This window comes from Yoonia maricola, assembly GCF_002797915.1.
Taxonomy (GTDB): domain Bacteria; phylum Pseudomonadota; class Alphaproteobacteria; order Rhodobacterales; family Rhodobacteraceae; genus Yoonia; species Yoonia maricola.
Genome location: NZ_PGTY01000001.1, coordinates 1,748,645 through 1,765,352, shown reverse-complemented (window position 1 = coordinate 1,765,352; position 16,708 = coordinate 1,748,645). Strand labels below are relative to the sequence as shown.

The 16,708-nt window shown below is 55.8% G+C and carries 19 protein-coding genes; 10 read left to right on the top strand and 9 right to left on the bottom strand.

The features are described 5' to 3' along the window. Positions 1-134: 134 nt before the first annotated feature. Positions 135-962, top strand: a complete 828-nt coding sequence (bhcR, locus tag BC777_RS08915) for an HTH-type transcriptional regulator BhcR (protein ID WP_100367713.1) — start codon at positions 135-137, stop codon at positions 960-962. On the opposite strand, the gene BC777_RS08910 is transcribed toward bhcR, so the two are convergent. Together BC777_RS08910 and BC777_RS08905 are read right to left on the bottom strand one after the other, a co-directional pair. Further along, positions 959-1,267 (bottom strand): hypothetical protein, encoded by a 309-nt coding sequence (locus tag BC777_RS08910; RefSeq protein ID WP_100367712.1) that lies wholly within the window; start codon positions 1,265-1,267, stop codon positions 959-961. The genes bhcR and BC777_RS08910 overlap by 4 nt on opposite strands. 132 nt (positions 1,268-1,399) lie before the next feature. Further along, positions 1,400-3,010: an ABC transporter permease gene (locus tag BC777_RS08905; RefSeq protein ID WP_245834274.1), complete on the bottom strand. Its 1,611-nt coding sequence runs from the start codon at positions 3,008-3,010 to the stop codon at positions 1,400-1,402. Positions 3,011-3,226: 216 nt separating this feature from the next. Here BC777_RS08905 and BC777_RS08900 point away from each other — a divergent pair, with 216 nt between their 5' ends. Genes BC777_RS08900 through cueR form a run of 3 tightly spaced genes read left to right on the top strand, consistent with a single transcriptional unit; the run spans position 3,227 to position 6,903 of the window. Next, on the top strand, positions 3,227-3,955 hold the full coding sequence (locus BC777_RS08900) for a DsbA family protein (RefSeq protein ID WP_100367711.1): 729 nt from the start codon (positions 3,227-3,229) through the stop codon (positions 3,953-3,955). A 60-nt stretch (positions 3,956-4,015) separates the two neighbouring features. Further along, complete coding sequence (locus tag BC777_RS08895; RefSeq protein ID WP_100367710.1) at positions 4,016-6,502, top strand: heavy metal translocating P-type ATPase; 2,487 nt, start codon at positions 4,016-4,018, stop codon at positions 6,500-6,502. Continuing rightward, entirely contained in the window at positions 6,499-6,903 is a 405-nt protein-coding gene (gene cueR, locus BC777_RS08890) for a Cu(I)-responsive transcriptional regulator (protein WP_100367709.1), read from the top strand. The genes BC777_RS08895 and cueR overlap by 4 nt, the downstream gene beginning before the upstream one ends. Positions 6,904-6,947: 44 nt before the next feature. Here the strand turns inward: cueR and rpsU are convergent, their stop codons facing one another. Further along, the gene (gene rpsU, locus BC777_RS08885; RefSeq protein WP_100367708.1) at positions 6,948-7,154 is read right to left on the bottom strand and encodes a 30S ribosomal protein S21; all 207 of its coding nucleotides are present in this window, start codon (positions 7,152-7,154) and stop codon (positions 6,948-6,950) included. A 107-nt stretch (positions 7,155-7,261) separates the two neighbouring features. Here rpsU and BC777_RS08880 point away from each other — a divergent pair, with 107 nt between their 5' ends. Next, a complete protein-coding gene (locus BC777_RS08880; RefSeq protein ID WP_100367707.1) occupies positions 7,262-7,960 on the top strand; it encodes a COQ9 family protein in 699 nt (232 codons plus the stop codon). A 13-nt stretch (positions 7,961-7,973) separates the two neighbouring features. After that, complete coding sequence (locus tag BC777_RS08875) at positions 7,974-8,945, top strand: NAD(P)H-quinone oxidoreductase (RefSeq protein WP_100367706.1); 972 nt, start codon at positions 7,974-7,976, stop codon at positions 8,943-8,945. A gap of 7 nt (positions 8,946-8,952) precedes the next feature. Here BC777_RS08875 and rnhA read toward each other — a convergent pair whose 3' ends face one another. From rnhA to BC777_RS08845, 6 genes are all read right to left on the bottom strand, one after another. Then, the gene (gene rnhA / locus BC777_RS08870; RefSeq protein WP_100367705.1) at positions 8,953-9,405 is read right to left on the bottom strand and encodes a ribonuclease HI; all 453 of its coding nucleotides are present in this window, start codon (positions 9,403-9,405) and stop codon (positions 8,953-8,955) included. A gap of 1 nt (position 9,406) precedes the next feature. Beyond that, on the bottom strand, positions 9,407-10,000 hold the full coding sequence (locus tag BC777_RS08865; protein WP_100367704.1) for a class I SAM-dependent DNA methyltransferase: 594 nt from the start codon (positions 9,998-10,000) through the stop codon (positions 9,407-9,409). Further along, the gene (locus BC777_RS08860; RefSeq protein ID WP_100367703.1) at positions 10,000-10,449 is read right to left on the bottom strand and encodes a DUF3429 domain-containing protein; all 450 of its coding nucleotides are present in this window, start codon (positions 10,447-10,449) and stop codon (positions 10,000-10,002) included. The genes BC777_RS08865 and BC777_RS08860 overlap by 1 nt, the downstream gene beginning before the upstream one ends. Then, entirely contained in the window at positions 10,446-11,060 is a 615-nt protein-coding gene (locus BC777_RS08855) for a LysE family translocator (RefSeq protein ID WP_100367702.1), read from the bottom strand. Before BC777_RS08855 ends, BC777_RS08860 begins: the two co-directional genes overlap by 4 nt. Further along, entirely contained in the window at positions 11,060-12,010 is a 951-nt protein-coding gene (ispH, locus tag BC777_RS08850) for a 4-hydroxy-3-methylbut-2-enyl diphosphate reductase (RefSeq protein ID WP_100367701.1), read from the bottom strand. The genes BC777_RS08855 and ispH overlap by 1 nt, the downstream gene beginning before the upstream one ends. Before the next feature lie 109 nt (positions 12,011-12,119). After that, complete coding sequence (locus tag BC777_RS08845) at positions 12,120-12,695, bottom strand: LabA-like NYN domain-containing protein (protein WP_100367700.1); 576 nt, start codon at positions 12,693-12,695, stop codon at positions 12,120-12,122. Between the two features lie 112 nt (positions 12,696-12,807). On the opposite strand from BC777_RS08845, the gene folK reads away from it, so the two are divergent. The 4 genes from folK (at position 12,808) to BC777_RS08825 (ending at position 16,686) form a co-directional block, all read left to right on the top strand. After that, positions 12,808-13,395 carry a 2-amino-4-hydroxy-6-hydroxymethyldihydropteridine diphosphokinase gene (gene folK / locus BC777_RS08840; protein ID WP_100367699.1) on the top strand — a complete coding sequence of 196 codons (588 nt, stop codon included), beginning with the start codon at positions 12,808-12,810 and terminating at the stop codon, positions 13,393-13,395. 98 nt (positions 13,396-13,493) lie between these two features. Beyond that, positions 13,494-13,847, top strand: a complete 354-nt coding sequence (gene rpoZ, locus BC777_RS08835; protein ID WP_100367698.1) for a DNA-directed RNA polymerase subunit omega — start codon at positions 13,494-13,496, stop codon at positions 13,845-13,847. A 40-nt stretch (positions 13,848-13,887) separates the two neighbouring features. Continuing rightward, positions 13,888-16,038, top strand: coding sequence for a RelA/SpoT family protein (locus BC777_RS08830; protein WP_100367697.1), 2,151 nt, complete (start codon positions 13,888-13,890; stop codon positions 16,036-16,038). A 6-nt stretch (positions 16,039-16,044) separates the two neighbouring features. Beyond that, positions 16,045-16,686 (top strand): DUF2062 domain-containing protein, encoded by a 642-nt coding sequence (locus BC777_RS08825; protein ID WP_100367696.1) that lies wholly within the window; start codon positions 16,045-16,047, stop codon positions 16,684-16,686. Positions 16,687-16,708 lie beyond the last annotated feature (22 nt).

Genomic DNA, 16,708 nt, shown 5'->3' with positions numbered 1-16,708 from the left:
TTTGCCAGAGTAGGTGCCATCTGCATATTTTTTTGAAATTATTTTTCAAAAGGTTTATGTGGGATAATTTTGTTTATTGTTATGGGCTTATATTTTTCATAATGTGAAATTGATTTTCAAAAGCGAGAAAAATAATGACAGAAGATGTCAAAAGAGGCCGCGGACGACCCAAAGCTTGGGACAACAAGGGCGCGCAGAACACCGTCAAATCGCTGGATCGTGCGCTAGAGGTTCTCGTCCAGTTGGGCGAAATGCAAGGCGGCACACTATCTGAGATCGCAGGTGCCTTGGATCAGTCTCCTGCCACGATCTATCGTGTCCTCACGACCTTTCAGGGCCGCGGTTTTGTTGACTTCGACGCACAGAACCAGACCTGGAACATCGGCCCTGCCGCCTTTTTGACCGGATCACATTTCCTGCGTCGCACATCTTTGGTCGAACGGGCCCGCCCCATCATGCGCAAGTTGATGGAGGCCACGGGCGAGACTGCCAACCTTGGGATTGAGCGTGATGGCAAGGTACTATTCCTCGGTCAGGTCGAAACCCATGCAACAATTCGTGCGTTCTTTCCACCTGGTACTGCGTCTTCCATGCATTCATCGGGCATTGGCAAGGCGCTCTTGTGCCGGATGGATAACAAACGACAACGCGAAATCCTCGCCGCAAGTCAGTTGGAGCAATATACACCTTTCACTCTGACAGACCCTGACGCGATGATCGCCGATTTGCACGCGACCAAGGCACGCGGCTATGCTATCGATGCCGAGGAACGCAACATCGGAATGCGCTGCATCGCCGCCCCGGTCTATAACGTGTTCGGTGAGGCGGTCGCGGGTATTTCCGTATCAGGCCCGACATCGCGGATCACAGAAGACAGGATCGCAGAGCTTGCGACGCCGGTAATGGAGGCCGCGGCTCAGTTGACCGGCGCGATTGGTGGCAATAACCGGCCCGCAGGCTAGCGTTTTGAAGACCGAATAGCGCTATCGCGATACGCGGGATCATCACGGTAGGGGGTGTCGCTGGTGGGCATGGTGTCTGATGGTTCGAACATGTCTGGTTCGAACCTGTCGGCTTCGACCGTTTGACGCGGCTGGGTTATCTGTTTCCAAATCCAACGCGCAGCAAATTGCGCGATGACAACCAGCACCATAAATGCGCCGAAGGCCATCAGGATCGAGGATGTACCGATCTCAATACAAGCATCACCTGCACCAAATACAATGGCGTACAAAATGCTAACCGTTTCAGTACACTCATCGAACATGCCTGTGTCCCCGTCTTGCGATGATGATTAATCTAGCGGCGTTAACGCGAAACGGCAAACTTTGGCCGTGTGTATGATGGTTCATAGGATGCGGGTCACAGTCCCGATGATCCCCGCCGAGTGCGCTCGCCCTCAGGCCCGCCCTGTCCCGATCTTGCGACATAGCAAAATCACCGGGATCAAACCGATAGCCGCAATCACGAGGCTGGGGACCGCGGCCCCCTCAAGTCGCTCATCCGATGCAAGGCGATACGCCTGCACCGCCAACGTGTCATAATTGAACGGCCGCATAATCAGGGTCGCGGGCAGTTCTTTCATCACATCGACAAAGACGATCAACCCTGCCGTCAGCAGGCTGGTGCGCAGCAAAGGCATATGGATGCGCCGTACCAGACCGGGCATATCCTGCCCCAAAGTGCGCGCCGCGGCGTCCATGTTGGGCGCGACCGAGGCGATACCGCCTTCATAGGCCCCGATAGCGGCAGCCAGAAACCGGATCAGATAGGCCGAGATCAACAGCCAGATCGACCCGGTGAACAAAAGCCCTGTCGAGATATCAAAAGTGCTGCGCATCCATGCATCCAGCGCGTTGTCAAAGGCGGCGAAAGGCACCAGTAGCCCCACCGCAATCACACCACCGGGGACGGCATAGCCGATCCGCGCCAGATAGAGCGACGTGCCGGTCAGCCGGCTGGTGCTGACCCTATGCAACGTCCCCAGAATGAGGGCTGCAAGAACGGTCAGAACAGCGGCGATGCCCGCCAGTGTCAGCGAATTGCGGATAAAGCCCAAATAGCGCGGGCTGAGCAGGTCTTGCTCTGACCCCAGCGCCATCACGCTGAGGGCGATCACTGGCAAGACAACGCCCAACAGGATAGGCGTCAGGCAAAAAACCATTGCGCCGAGCCTTTGGCTTTTGCTTAGGGTCAATCTTTGCAATGGCGCATTGCGCCGCCCGCTGGCGTAGCTCGCATTACCTCGGCTGTAGCGTTCCAACATGACCAACAAAAGCGCGAAACTGAGCAAACCAAGCGCCAATTGCGCCGCCGCTGCGCGGTCTGCGAGATTGAACCAGCTTTGGTAGATACCGACTGCAAAGGTCTGAACTCCAAAATAGGCGACCGTGCCGAAATCTGCGATCGTCTCCATCGCCACGAGCATGACACCCGATGCAATCGCGGGGCGCGCCATGGGCAGAGAGACATGCATAAATGCAATAAATGGTGAACGCCCCAAAACGCGCGCGGCCAGAAACGTGCTGGCACCTTGGGCTGCAAAGGCGGCGCGCGCCAAAAGATAGACATAAGGATAAAGCACCAGCGTCAGCATTGCCGCCGCCCCGCCCAGCGACCGGATTTCCGGGAACCAATAATCGCGTGGTCCCCATCCTGTCATATCCCGCAACAGCGTTTGTAAGATACCGGGATGGTCAAGGACATGGGTATAGCCATAGGCCAGCACGTAGGCCGGAAACGCCAGCGGTAGTGCGAGAGCGATCTCGATCCAGCGGCGTCCGGGGAAATCGGTCATTGTTACCAACCACGCCGCCCCGGCCCCGATAAAGGCGCTGCCCGCCATCACTAGTGTCACAAGGATCAAGGTCGTCATGGTGTAACGGCCCAGAACCGTATCGGCTAGGTGAGAAAGCGTTTCAAAAGAGCCTGAAAAAGCGGCCGCCAGCACCCCTAGATAAGGGACAACACAGACTGCCATCACAAAGATCGCAATCGCTTTGAACCCCATGCTCAGGGCTGGTCTGCGCGGCTTTTGCAATGAAAGGCGGTGTTCCATGACTTGCACCTAATCGAAACGGGGGCAGGGGGGCAAGCGGCTGGCGCGCGTGCAATCGCCGATGCGCCCTTGCCGCAGATAGATTACATAGATGTGTGTGGTCATTGGGTGATCAAAATGTTTTGTTACTGGCGAATTTGACCCGAACTCAATGGATATGGATTGAACATGCGCAGACTGCTTACCGCGGCCCTGATATCTTTGTTGCCTCTTATGGCGGTAGCGCAGGACCTATCTGAGGATGAGATCAAGGATCTCGCGCTTGAGGCGATCATCGAGAACCCACAGATCATCATCGAAGCCTTGTCAATCCTGCAAGAGCAGCGCAATGCGGCTGCGGCGGCAGCGCAGGCCGAGTTTCTGACCGAGCAGCGTGCGGTTTTGGAAAGCGATCCGAATGCGCCATTTATGGGCAACCCGGAGGGCGACGCTGTTGTGGTTGAGTTCTTTGACTACAACTGCCCGCATTGCAAACGTGCGGCGGTCAACGTGAAAGAGCTTATCGCTGCCGACAGCGACCTACGTGTTGTTTATCGAGAATGGCCGATTTTGGGCGCAGGCTCTGTCTTTGCGGCCCGTGCGGCCTTGGCCGCGCGCGCGCAGGGCAAATATGAAGAAATGCACGTAGGTCTAATGGAAATGCGTGGTCAGGCCGATGAAGCTTCGGTTCTGGCGCTGGCGCGGTCGGTGGGGCTGGATGTTGATCAACTGGTGACAGACATGCAAAGCGAAGAGGTGACAAGCCATCTTGCGACATCGGATCAGCTTGCGCAAAGCCTTGGTTTCACCGGGACACCGGCTTTCGTGATTGGCGACGCATTGGTGCCGGGTGTTGCATCGGTTTCTGACTTGCAAACTTATATCGCAGAGGCGCGTAGCGCGGTTGAGGGCGATTGAACCTTGACCTTCCAGTGAGTGGAAGGCCTATGTAGGGGGTGTCCCAAAGGTAACGCCCTCATGTCTGAGACCGCTCTTACACTTCATGTTGATAATCTATCTTGCGGATCATGCGTTGCGCGGGCCCAGACGGCTTTGCACCAGGTGAATGGGGTGAGCGACGTAACCGTGAACCTCGCCTCTGAAATGGCGAAAGTAACGTTTGATGCCCCCGCAACACTGGCGCAGATTACGCAAGCGCTGGTGAAAGCAGGTTATCCTGCCCTCACAGAACAGATCACCTTTGACATCAAAGGCATGCATTGCGGCTCTTGCATTGGCCGGGTGGAAAAGGCCTTATTGGCCGCACCGACAGTGACGGAGGTATCGGTCAATCTGGCGGCTGAAACAGCCAAAGTGACCTATCTGGTAGGTACCACAACGCCACAAGAACTTGCGCGCATGGCCACTACGGCAGGATATGTTGCGCAGCTACGTGAAAGTGCAGAGCCCGAACCAGACCAAGACGCCCGAATAGAGGCTTTGCGCCACCAGCTGGTGATCGCGGCGGTCTTGACGGCGCCCGTCTTCATTCTGGAAATGGGCAGCCACTTTGTGCCGGGCGTGCATGCGTGGGTGCATCAGAATATCGGTATGCAAACCAGCTGGTTGTTTCAGTTTGTGCTTGTCACTCTTGTGCTTGCTTGGCCGGGACGGAAGTTTTTTGTCCAAGGCCTGCCAGCCTTGTTCAAAGGCGCCCCTGACATGAATGCACTGGTGGCTCTTGGCACAGGTGCAGCCTGGATGTTCTCAACCATCGCCACGTTTTTGCCCGGGGTTCTGCCGCCCGGCACCCGCGCGGTCTATTTTGAGGCAACTGCAGTGATTGTCACCCTGATTCTGCTGGGGCGTTTTCTTGAAGCACGTGCCAAGGGCAAAACCGGAGAAGCGATCCACCGCCTGATAGGGTTACAACCGCAAACCGCAACGGTGATGCGTAGTGGGGTTGCGGTTGAGGTGCCGATATCGGAGATCGTTGTGGGGGACGTTGTGCGCGTCCGTCCTGGTGAAAAGATCGCGGTCGATGGGATGCTGCTGGACGGCGATACTTTCATTGATGAAAGCATGATCACCGGAGAGCCGCTGCCAGCGAAGAAATCAGGTGGTGATGTGGTGACGGGTGGCACGGTGAATGGCACTGGATCGTTTACTTTTCGTGTAACGCAAGTGGGCGCAGATACCATGCTCGCCCAGATTATTCGCATGGTCGAAGATGCACAAAGTACGAAACTACCTATTCAGGACTTGGTGAACAGGATCACGCTGTGGTTCGTGCCCTTTGTCTTGATAGTTGCAGCGCTCACAGTGGCGGCTTGGCTGGCTTTTGGCCCCGATCCTGCCCTTGGCTTTGCCTTGGTCGCTGGTGTCTCGGTCCTGATCGTGGCCTGTCCTTGCGCCATGGGCCTTGCGACGCCCACATCCATCATGGTGGGGACCGGGCGTGCGGCTGATCTGGGTGTTCTCTTTCGCAAGGGTGATGCGTTACAGGCGCTGCGGTCGGTCTCTGTCGTCGCCTTTGATAAGACAGGGACATTGACCCAAGGGCGGCCAGAGGTCACGACCATGTCCTTTGCCCCGCAGGTGGATGAAGCAAAGGTGCTTGGGCTTATCGCCAGTGTTGAAGCGTTGTCGGAACACCCCATCGCCGCCGCCATTGTGCGCAAAGCGGAAAAGCAAGGATATGTGCAGCAAGATGCTGACGCGTTCCGCGCAGAGGCCGGCTTTGGTGTCAGCGGTACCGTGGCAGGTTACCGTGTTCTGGTGGGGGCGGACCGGTTGATGCAGCGTGAAGGGATCATGACTGATGCGTTTGCGGCGCGCGCGGCACACATCGCTGAGGCAGGCGAGACCCCGTTTTACGCGGCTATCGATGGGCAGCTTGCGGGTCTGATTGGCATTTCCGACCCGATCAAACCAACAACACCCAGCGCAATTAGGACGTTGCATCAGTTAGGCCTTCGCACGGCTTTGATCACTGGTGACAGTCGCGCCACAGCACATGCAATTGCCTCTGAGGTGGGCATCGACACGGTTGTGGCAGAGGTTTTGCCAGATGGGAAAGTGGCGGCATTGGATGAGCTTGCGAAGACTGGTGAAAAGATCGCTTTTGTTGGTGATGGGATCAATGATGCGCCTGCTTTGGCTGCTGCCGATGTGGGCATAGCCATCGGCACAGGCACTGATGTGGCAATTGAAACTGCGGATGTGGTTTTGATGTCTGGCGACATTCACGGCGTGTGTCATGCATTTGAGGTCAGCAGGCGCACGATGCGTAACATCCAGCAAAATCTGTTTTGGGCCTTTGCCTATAACACCGCTCTTATTCCCGTCGCGGCAGGGGTGCTTTATTTATTTGGTGGGCCGCTTTTGTCGCCCATGCTGGCGGCAGGGGCGATGGCGTTGTCAAGCGTCTTTGTCCTGTCAAATGCGTTGCGTCTGCGCTGGGTGGCGTTGGGCCGATCAGCGGTGCAGAACGAACAAGCGCCCTACAGGGAGGTCACGGCATGAACATCGGAGAAGCTGCCGCAAAAGCAGGTTTGCCCGCCAAGACCATTCGCTATTATGAGGATATCGGTTTGGTCAAACCGGGGCGTGATACGAACGGATACCGCGCCTTTGTTGCGGCAGATGTTCACAAGCTGACCTTTCTGGCGCATGCGCGGACTTTGGGCTTTTCCATCGAAGACTGCCGCGACCTTCTCGCGCTTTGGGAAGATACAGACCGGGCCAGCGCGGATGTGCGCAGGATTGCGCAAGACCATCTGGCCCGGATCGAGGCAAAGATCGTTGATTTGCAAAATATGCGGGACACGCTGAAAACCCTGGTACGTGACTGTGCGGGGGATGACAGGCCAGATTGTCCGATCCTGCAATCCTTGGGTGACCCGCATAAGAAAACCCCCGCCTGATTGCTCAGTCGGGGGTTTGTTGATCGTAACGTCGAAAGGTCGCCTTACAGCATACCTTCGCGCTGGAGCTTCTTACGTGCCAGCTTGCGCTGACGACGGATCGCTTCTGCTTTTTCGCGCGCTTTACGGACGGACGGCTTTTCGAAATGTTGCTTGAGCTTCATTTCACGAAAAACGCCCTCACGCTGAAGCTTTTTCTTCAGAGCACGCAACGCCTGATCGACGTTGTTATCACGAACACTAACCTGCATGTGGTTTTCACCACCTCTCTAAGTTAAATTTGCAAAAATTGCAGGAAGTGGGCAGATAGCAAAGGCGGACTAGTTTGTCTAGTGCGCACGAATTGCAGGAGTGACCCATGACAAATGCCCCAAATGACCCCACCCTGGACCATTTATTGGATGCCGCCCTGCCGCATGTGGCTTTTGATGGCTGGTCGCCCGCGACATTTGAGGCAGCAGTTGCGGACGCCGGGATTGACCCGGCAGTCGCAAAAACCCTCTGCCCACGCGGTGCGACTGGTTTGGCGATTGCATACCACCAGCGTGGCGATGCGGCGATGGTGGAAGCCCTTGCCAAGGCTGACCTGCGCGACATGCGTTTTCGCGATAAGGTGGCCCATGCCATTCGCCTGCGCTTGACAGTCATTGACGACAAAGAGGCCGTGCGCCGTGGCACGACGCTTTTTGCCTTGCCACATATGGCTGCTGATGGGGCCAAGCTGATCTGGGGCACGGCGGATGCAATTTGGACGGCACTGGGGGATACATCACGTGATGTGAACTGGTACACCAAACGGATGACGCTTTCGGGTGTTTATAGTGCAGTCGTGCTTTACTGGCTGGGTGATGACAGTGTTGATATTCAGGCGACAGATGCGTTCATTGACCGTCGTATCGATAACGTCATGCAGTTTGAAAAACTCAAGGCACAGGTCAAGAGCAACCCTTTGCTCAAGCCATTAACGGGTACGTTGGACCGCATGATGGCGTCGGTCAAAGCGCCGGGTGCTGCGGCTGATCCAAACCTGCCGGGCATGTGGCGCGACCCGCGGTAAGGACGATTTGGCGATGAAAGCGATAGAGATTTCCCAACCGGGCGGGCCTGACGTGTTGCGCTTGGCCGATCGGCCGATGCCTGCACCCGCGTATGATCAGGTGGTGATCAAAGTGGCCTATGCTGGGGTCAACCGCCCCGACGCCTTACAGCGCGCCGGCCTTTATAATCCACCAAAAGGGGCGAGTGACCTGCCTGGGCTGGAAGCGTCGGGCGAAGTAGTGGCCTGCGGCGATGGTGTTGCGGGTCTGAAACCGGGTGATCAGGTTTGCGCGCTTTTGCCTGGTGGTGGCTATGCGGAATATGTGGCTACCCCTGCCACCCATTGCTTGCCGATCCCCGGTCGGCTGAGCTTGAAACAAGCGGCCTGCTTGCCAGAGACATTCTTTACGGTGTGGTCCAATGTTTTCATGCGTGGTGGACTGCGCGCAGGGCAAAGGTTCTTGGTGCACGGTGGCAGTTCGGGGATTGGCACAACGGCGATCCAACTGGCCAAAGCCTTTGGTGCACGCATCTTTACGACCGCCGGATCAGACGAAAAATGCACGGCTTGCGCGGCGCTTGGAGCCGAGGCCGCCTTTAATTATCGCGATGCCGATTTTGTAGAGGAGATGCGCGCCGTTGGTGGGGCTGACCTGATCCTTGATATGGTAGGTGGTCCGTACATCCAGCGTAACCTCAAAGCGCTTGCGGATGACGGCACCTTGGTGCAGATCGCTTTCCTGCAAGGACCGAAGATTGAATTGAACCTCGTGCAATTGATGACGCGGCGATTGACGATCACTGGATCAACCCTACGACCTCAATCAGATTACGCCAAAGCGCGAATTGCGGATGACCTGCACAAGCATGTCTGGCCGTTGATCGTCGCGGGCAAAGTGGCCCCGGTTATGGATCAGGAATTCGCGTTAGAAGATGCCGCTGCAGCGCACAGCCGCATGGAAAGCAGTACCCATATTGGCAAGATCGTTTTGAAGGTCAGCTAAACGACTGTCACGGCTTGAACGGCTCCATCCCAGCCCGTGCCAACTCATCCGCCCTTTCGTTCTCGGGATGCCCTGCGTGGCCCTTGACCCATTCCCATGTCACATCGTGGCGGTTGGCGGCATCATCCAGCCGCTTCCATAGCTCTTCGTTTTTGACAGGTTTCTTCGCGGCTGTCTTCCAACCACGCGCTTTCCAGCCATGAATCCACTTGGTGATCCCGTCTTTGACGTAGGAGCTGTCAGTGACAATCGTGAGCGTCGTTGGCCGGTCGAGTGTTTCTAACGCATTAATCGCGGCCAGCAACTCCATCCTGTTGTTGGTCGTCTCCGACTCGCCGCCGCTGAGTTCGCGTTCTTTCAGCACTTTGTCGCCATCGCGCGCGATCAGCAGCGCACCCCAGCCGCCAGGGCCTGGATTGCCTGAACACGCGCCGTCAGTATAGGCAAAAAGCTTGGGCATATCAGGGCTTTTCCCCGCGCATGATTGCAAAGGGATCAATTGTGCCAGCAAGACCTGCCTCTTTCCCTTCTTTCACAAAGGTCACGGCATAGCCTGCATCTGTGAACAAGCGCGACAAGTCACCTACGGTGACGTAAGTATAAAGTCGGTTGATCGCATCACGCGCTGTGCCTTCACCGGTTTTCATGCCCACATGCAGAACACCGCCGGGTTTTGTCGCTTGAAAGAGTGCATTGAAATAGCGTGGCAGATCATCGCGTGGGGCGTGAAGCAGGCTGAAATTGGCCCAAACACCATCATAAATCGCCACGCCTGCAACGTCATCAAACTGGCCGAGGCGTGCGTTAAGTCCAAATTTTTCCTGCGCAATCGCGACCATCTTTTCTGAGGCATCAATTGGGTCGGGAACCAGCCCTGCGTTTTGCATATGAAAAGAGGCCGCACCGGGGCCACAGCCAAGATCAAGGACTGCGCCGCCCTTTGGGAGCAGGTTGATGAAATCCTGCAGGCTTTGGTCCGGTTGATCGTTTGTCACGATCCGGGCGTATTCCTGTGCTTTTGCGTTATAGGTCGCGATGGTGCGTGCATCACTCATCAGAATACCAAGGGCAGGAAGGTGAGGATGACAATGGCCGTCAAAAGCCCCCGCAAATGCATCCACCATGCGGGTGCAAGGCCCAGCTTCCAAAAATGCCAGTCAAGCAAGAGCAGTCCAATAAATCCTACGATCATGTTCATTGCCGCAGTGGTCGGTCCACCGCCTGTCATGAAAAACGCCCACAATGCGGGAATGACGGACAGCACGTAACTTGCCGTGGCCGTCTGCCCTGCGGCCCTAGTTGCAAAGCCCCAAAGCACACCGGACATGAATGATAAAATCACAGCGCCATAGAAAAGCTGCACAAAAGGGCCGATGAAGCGTCCCCCAAGGGTCATCTGCCCCCAAAGGCCAAGGTCAGGCAGCAGCACCGTGGCCGCCCCCCACAGAAACGGGAGTAAGCCAGCAAGGCCAAGAAGCAGAGCAGAGCGTGGAATTGCGTTCATGCTTTTTCGAACGCCAGCCGCAATCCAAGTGCCGCAAAGATGCCTGCGAAAGAACGCGAGAGCCACTTCATTACTGTTTCGCTTTGCAACAGCCAGTCGCGTGCAATGGCGGCAAAGGCACCATAGAGCACAAAAATCACAAAGGTCAGCGCCATAAAGATACCGCCTAACATGACCATTTCGGCCGTTGCAGTAGCTGGGTTGCCGGACAGGAATGGGGGCAACAACGCCAAAAAGAAGATCGACAGTTTAGGGTTCAAAATGTTGATCAATGCGCCCCGCCGTGCGATCTTTAACGCTGATTGGGCCACCCCGTAAGGCCGTATTGCCAGCGCACCATCTGATTTAAGGGCCTGCCACGCCAGATAGAGCAGATAAGCAACACCCGCGAACTTGACGATCTGAAACAGTAAGGCGCTTGTATGCAAAAGTGCAGCCAGCCCCAGTGTGGCCGCAGCCAAGTGAGGCACGATCCCAAATGTGCAACCTGCTGCTGCCGCAATTGCGGCGCGCCGTCCTTGTCCCAACCCCAAGGCGAGTGTGTAAATCACACCGGTGCCGGGAGCGATGCAAACGACAATTGCCGTAATGAAGAACTGCAGGCTGATCATCAAGCTGGCTCCCGCAAGACACGCGGCACTTTGAATTCAACGTTTTCTTCTGCCGTGACCACCATCTCTACCGTGGTGTTGAAACGGTCTTTGAACGCGTCGATCACTTCGGTGATCAGCACTTCGGGGGCCGAGGCACCTGCCGTGATCCCCATGGATGTGATCCCTTCCAACGCGCGCCAATCGATATCCGTCGCACGTTGTACTAGCTGCGCATAGTTGCACCCAGCGCGCGCGCCCACTTCGACCAAACGCTTCGAGTTGGAAGAGTTGGGGGCGCCGACTACCAGCATCGCATCACATTTGGGTGCCATGGCTTTGACGGCTTCCTGACGATTTGTGGTCGCATAACATATGTCTTCTTTATGAGGCCCGACAATCTTGGGGAAGCGGTCATACAGTGCTGTGACGATATCGGCCGTGTCATCGACAGAAAGCGTTGTTTGGGTGACAAAGGCCAGCCTGTCCGGATCGCGGACATTTACTGATGCCACATCAGCCACCGTTTCAACCAAAAGCACTTCACCCTCGGGCAATTGTCCCATGGTGCCAACTGTTTCCGGGTGCCCTTCATGCCCTATCATAATCATTTGCAAGCCGTTATCGGCATGGCGCTGTGCTTCGATATGCACTTTGCTGACTAAAGGGCAGGTCGCATCGACATAGACCATTTCGCGTTTCGCGGCAGCGGCAGGTACTGACTTCGGCACACCATGGGCAGAAAAGATAACAGGGCGGTCATCGGGGCATTGATCAAGTTCTTCAACGAACACGGCGCCTTTGTCGCGCAGCGCATCAACGACAAATTTGTTGTGCACGATCTCATGACGCACATAGACGGGTGCACCCCATTTATCCAAGGCCATCTCGACAATCTTGATGGCCCGGTCAACGCCCGCGCAAAAACCACGGGGTGCGGCCAGATAAAGGGTAAGTGGTGGTTTTGTCATCATGCGCTCCGGTTACGATACCAGAGGTAAGGGTTTGATCCACGCAGGTCCAGCACCAGATGGTGCGACCCATTGCGGCGAAATGCACAGCGCCGCAATGGATGCTAGGTCAGGTCTCTTGTGTGACGTCTTCGCGTTCTACTTCCGGGCGCGGTTCACGGGCCGGGCGGCCCACTACGTCACGGAGTTCATCAAGCTCGATGAAACTATCGGCCTGCCGACGCAATTCATCAGCAATCATCGGCGGCTGACTGCGAATCGTTGAAACAACAGAGACGCGTACGCCTTTGCGTTGCAATGATTCAACCAAAGGTCTGAAATCGCCGTCGCCGGAAAATAGCACAATGTGGTCAACATAAGGGGCCAGCTCCATCGCATCGACAGTCAGTTCGATGTCCATGTTGCCCTTCACCTTACGGCGGCCCATGCTGTCTGTGTATTCCTTCGCAGGCTTCGTCACCATGGTGAAGCCGTTATAGTTCAACCAATCCACAAGTGGTCTGATAGGGGAGTATTCGTCGTTTTCGAGCAGTGCTGTGTAATAAAAAGCCCGAAGCATTTTCCCGCGACGCATGAATTCCTGTCGCAAGAGTTTGTAATCGATGTCAAAGCCAAGCGACTTCGCCGCTGCATAAAGATTTGATCCATCGATGAAGAGCGCCAATCGCTCGTCCCGATAAAACATAGAGTCGTCCTTCCAAATGTAGTCTTGCAAGCAGTTTTTTTCCGTGAGTGTTATGGAAGCTGCAAGATTGTAAAATTAGTAAAGGTTTTCACATTTGAGACAAGAGAGGAAAATGTCCCAAGTCAGCCAACATGCGCTGATCGCCCTTGGTAGCAACGAAAACTCGGCCTGGGGTGACGCAAAGGAAACTGTACAAAAGGCCATGCATTTGATCGCGGCACAGTCGTCGGGCGGTGCGCAGATCAGTGGATTATTCTCCACGCCGGCGTTTCCGGCAGGTACTGGGCCGGTCTATATCAACGCTGCGATGGCAATAGAAACCGCGCTTTCGCCGACTGACTTGCTCGATATTTTGCACGAAATTGAGGCGAAAGCAGGCCGCAAACGCATAAAACGTTGGGGTCAGCGCTCACTTGACCTTGATCTGATTGCGCTGGGCGCGTGCGTTTTTCCGAATGCGCAAACGCATCAGACGTGGCGCAACTTGCCGCTCCATGATCAACAGGTCATGTCGCCAAAGGAGTTGATCTTGCCGCATCCTCGGCTTCAGGATCGGGCCTTTGTTTTGGTGCCAATGTTGGACATTGCACCCGATTGGGAACACCCGATTTTGCGCCGCACGATTGCGCAACTCTGTGCCGACCTCCCCGCGGAATTACGCGCAGAAGCTACACGATTGAGTGATCCGGACAGCCTTTAGAAAACTACCCCGGCGCATACCTTAGCCTCTTGTCATTCTGGCGCGAAGCCACTAAGCAGACGGCTTCCAACATCATATGATCCGACTGGAGTTCGCCAATGGCCCGCGTCACCGTAGAAGATTGCGTCGATAAAGTTCCGAACCGCTTTGAGCTTGTTATGCTCGCAGCACATCGTGCGCGTGAAATTTCCTCTGGTGCACCGATCACCGTTGGTCGTGACAACGACAAAAACCCTGTGGTGTCGCTGCGCGAAATCGCGGAAGAAACACAGCAGGCCGCTGATCTGCGCGAGCGTATGATCGAAGCAAACCAAACGCAGATTGAAGTTGATGAACCCGAGGAGGACAGCATGTCTTTGCTTATGGGCGCTGAAACCGACAAACCTGCCGAGGACGACATGTCAGAAGAGAAACTGCTGCGCGCATTGATGGATGCGCAAGGGCAGCGCTAAGGCCGCCAAACCGGCCTTGCATGGATAGGCGCGGGACCAGATGACAACTGCAGATGATCTGATTGCTCTGGTCCGCACCTACAACCCGAATTCCAACCAAAAATTGCTGCGTGACGCCTTTGCCTTTGGTGCTGAAATGCATGAAGGGCAGTTTCGTCATTCGGGTGAGCCGTATTTTACACATCCTGTTGCTGTCGCGGGCATTCTGGCCGAACAGCAGATGGATGACGCGACCCTGATCACCGCGTTGCTACATGATACGATTGAAGACACCAAAGCGTCTTTTGCAGTGGTTGAAAAGCGCTTTGGCCGCGAGATTGCCGAGCTTGTTGATGGTGTGACGAAGCTGACCAATTTGCAGCTGACCTCGACCCAAACCAAACAGGCTGAAAACTTTCGCAAGCTGTTCATGGCCACGTCGCGCGACTTGCGCGTGACCCTTGTGAAACTGGCTGACCGTTTGCACAATATGCGCACGATCAAATCCATGCGCCCCGAAAAACAGGCACAGAAAGCCCGCGAGACGATGGATATCTTTGCGCCGCTTGCAGGCCGCATGGGTATGCAATGGATGCGTGAAGAACTGGAAGACCTGTCCTTCCGTGTCCTGAACTCCGAAGGCCGCAATTCAATCATCCGCCGCTTTATTACGTTGCAACGCGAAACCGGCGATGTGATCCAAAAGATCACCGCCGACATGCGGGTTGAGATGGAGAAGGCGAGTATCACCGCCGATGTGGTTGGTCGTGCGAAGAAGCCTTATTCGATCTGGCGCAAGATGCAGGAGAAGGAACAGGGTTTCAGCCGTTTGGCCGACATCTATGGCTTTCGCATCATCGTGGCGACTGAGGCTGATTGCTATCGCGTATTGGGCGCCATTCACCAGCGCTGGCGCGCCGTACCGGGCCGGTTCAAGGATTATATCAGTCAGCCGAAGTCCAATGGCTATCGTTCGATCCATACGACTGTATCTGGTCGCGATGGCAAGCAGGTCGAGGTGCAGATTCGCACCCGTGAAATGCACGAAGTGGCCGAAACGGGGGTGGCGGCGCATTGGTCGTATAAGAACGGTGAGCGGGTCGAGAACCGCTTTGCCGTTGATCCTGTGAAATGGATTTCGTCGCTGACCGAACGATTGGACGAGGATCAGGATCACGATGAATTCCTCGAAGCGGTCAAGCTTGAGATGTACCAGGATCAGGTGTTCTGCTTCACACCCAAGGGCGATGTGATCAAGCTGCCGCGCGGGGCGACGCCGATTGATTTTGCCTATGCGATCCACACGCGGATCGGGTCGGCCTGTGTGGGTGCCAAAGTCGACGGTCTGCGCGTGCCGCTTTGGACACGACTTAAGAACGGACAATCGGTAGAGGTGATCACGGCTGAGGGGCAAACGCCCCAAGCGACCTGGATTGATATCGCTGTCACGGGGCGTGCCAAAACTGCGATCCGTCGTTCGCTGCGCGAAGAGGACCGAGAGCGCTTTGTCCGGTTGGGGCGCGAGTTGGCCCGTGTCGCGTTCGAGAATGTGGGCAAGAAGAGTACCGAGAAGGCGCTGCGTACGGCAGCAAAAGCATTGGCGATTGACGGCGTCGAAGAACTGCTCGCCCGTCTTGGAAGTGCCGAGATTACGGGGCGCAAGGTTGTCACCGCGATCTATCCAGAGTTGGAGCACGCCCAAGGCGAAGAAATTGATCAAGGGCGTGCGGTTGTCGGGCTGGCGCCGGATCAGACCCAACAACGCGGCGCGTGCTGTCAGCCGGTGCCGGGGGAACGCATCCTTGGTATCACATTCCGGGGGCAGGGCGTTGTGGTGCATGCGATCGACTGTGCAGCATTGGCCGATTACGAGGATCAGCCGGAACGCTGGATTGACCTGCATTGGCAGGAAGGCACACACGGACCTGTGAATACCGTCACCTTTGACATCACGATTGCCAATGATTCTGGCGTGTTGGGACGTATTTGCACATTGATTGGTGAACAGAACGCCAATATCTCTGACCTCAAGTTCATTGACCGGAAACCAGACTATTTTAGATTGTTGATTGACGTAGATTTGCGCGACGCGGAGCATTTGCACCGCATCCAGACCGCGCTTGAGGCAGAAAGCAACGTGTCGACGATTACACGGCACAAGGATCCGGGGCTTGCAGCGCTGGGCGCGGGGACACCCCGCAGAGAAGGATGACGAGTATTGGTCTTCAAACGCAGGGATAGACGCGCGATCTGGCAGATCGTGCTGGATTTCTTCTATCCCCGCGGTGGCTGGACCCGTGCGTTTGAATACGTCAAACACCGGGTGCGCCGACTGCCGGATACGCCGCAAAAGATTAGCCGGGGCATCTGGGCAGGCGTCTTTATCTGCTTTACGCCGCTCTTTGGTCTCCATTTCGTGTTCGGGGCGATCATCGCCCGCCTGCTGCGCGGCAATATCTTTGCCGCACTCATGGCAACCTTCTTTGGCAATCCGCTGACTTTTCCGCCTATCGGGTATTTGTCGATCAGTCTGGGGTCGTGGATGTTGGGGTTGCCGCCGGGTGGCAATGACAGGCTGGGACAAAAATTTGCCAATGCCAGTTATGATTTGTGGAACAATATCATTGCGATCTTCACGCCTGATCGGATCAGATGGCACGGCCTGCGCGTGTTTTATGATGATGTGTTTTTTCCCTATCTTGTGGGTGGCATCATCCCTGGCCTGATTACTGCGACGCTTGCTTACTACCTGTCGGTGCCCGTCATCAGCGCCTATCAAACGCGCCGTAAGAAGGCGCTATTGGCAAAGCTTGACCAGTTGAAGAAAAAGGCATCACCTAGCGATCAATCCAGCAACTAACCAGCCTACGATAAAAGAGGGT

Bases quoted from the DNA above. Each gene is read 5' to 3' on its own strand.
- bhcR (WP_100367713.1), top strand. From the start codon at position 135: ATGACAGAAGATGTCAAAAGAGGCCGCGGACGACCCAAAGCTTGGGAC.
- BC777_RS08910 (WP_100367712.1), bottom strand. From the start codon at position 1,267: ATGTTCGATGAGTGTACTGAAACGGTTAGCATTTTGTACGCCATTGTA.
- BC777_RS08905 (WP_245834274.1), bottom strand. From the start codon at position 3,010: ATGGGGTTCAAAGCGATTGCGATCTTTGTGATGGCAGTCTGTGTTGTC.
- BC777_RS08900 (WP_100367711.1), top strand. From the start codon at position 3,227: ATGCGCAGACTGCTTACCGCGGCCCTGATATCTTTGTTGCCTCTTATG.
- BC777_RS08895 (WP_100367710.1), top strand. From the start codon at position 4,016: ATGTCTGAGACCGCTCTTACACTTCATGTTGATAATCTATCTTGCGGA.
- cueR (WP_100367709.1), top strand. From the start codon at position 6,499: ATGAACATCGGAGAAGCTGCCGCAAAAGCAGGTTTGCCCGCCAAGACC.
- rpsU (WP_100367708.1), bottom strand. From the start codon at position 7,154: ATGCAGGTTAGTGTTCGTGATAACAACGTCGATCAGGCGTTGCGTGCT.
- BC777_RS08880 (WP_100367707.1), top strand. From the start codon at position 7,262: ATGACAAATGCCCCAAATGACCCCACCCTGGACCATTTATTGGATGCC.
- BC777_RS08875 (WP_100367706.1), top strand. From the start codon at position 7,974: ATGAAAGCGATAGAGATTTCCCAACCGGGCGGGCCTGACGTGTTGCGC.
- rnhA (WP_100367705.1), bottom strand. From the start codon at position 9,405: ATGCCCAAGCTTTTTGCCTATACTGACGGCGCGTGTTCAGGCAATCCA.
- BC777_RS08865 (WP_100367704.1), bottom strand. From the start codon at position 10,000: ATGAGTGATGCACGCACCATCGCGACCTATAACGCAAAAGCACAGGAA.
- BC777_RS08860 (WP_100367703.1), bottom strand. From the start codon at position 10,449: ATGAACGCAATTCCACGCTCTGCTCTGCTTCTTGGCCTTGCTGGCTTA.
- BC777_RS08855 (WP_100367702.1), bottom strand. From the start codon at position 11,060: ATGATCAGCCTGCAGTTCTTCATTACGGCAATTGTCGTTTGCATCGCT.
- ispH (WP_100367701.1), bottom strand. From the start codon at position 12,010: ATGACAAAACCACCACTTACCCTTTATCTGGCCGCACCCCGTGGTTTT.
- BC777_RS08845 (WP_100367700.1), bottom strand. From the start codon at position 12,695: ATGTTTTATCGGGACGAGCGATTGGCGCTCTTCATCGATGGATCAAAT.
- folK (WP_100367699.1), top strand. From the start codon at position 12,808: ATGTCCCAAGTCAGCCAACATGCGCTGATCGCCCTTGGTAGCAACGAA.
- rpoZ (WP_100367698.1), top strand. From the start codon at position 13,494: ATGGCCCGCGTCACCGTAGAAGATTGCGTCGATAAAGTTCCGAACCGC.
- BC777_RS08830 (WP_100367697.1), top strand. From the start codon at position 13,888: ATGACAACTGCAGATGATCTGATTGCTCTGGTCCGCACCTACAACCCG.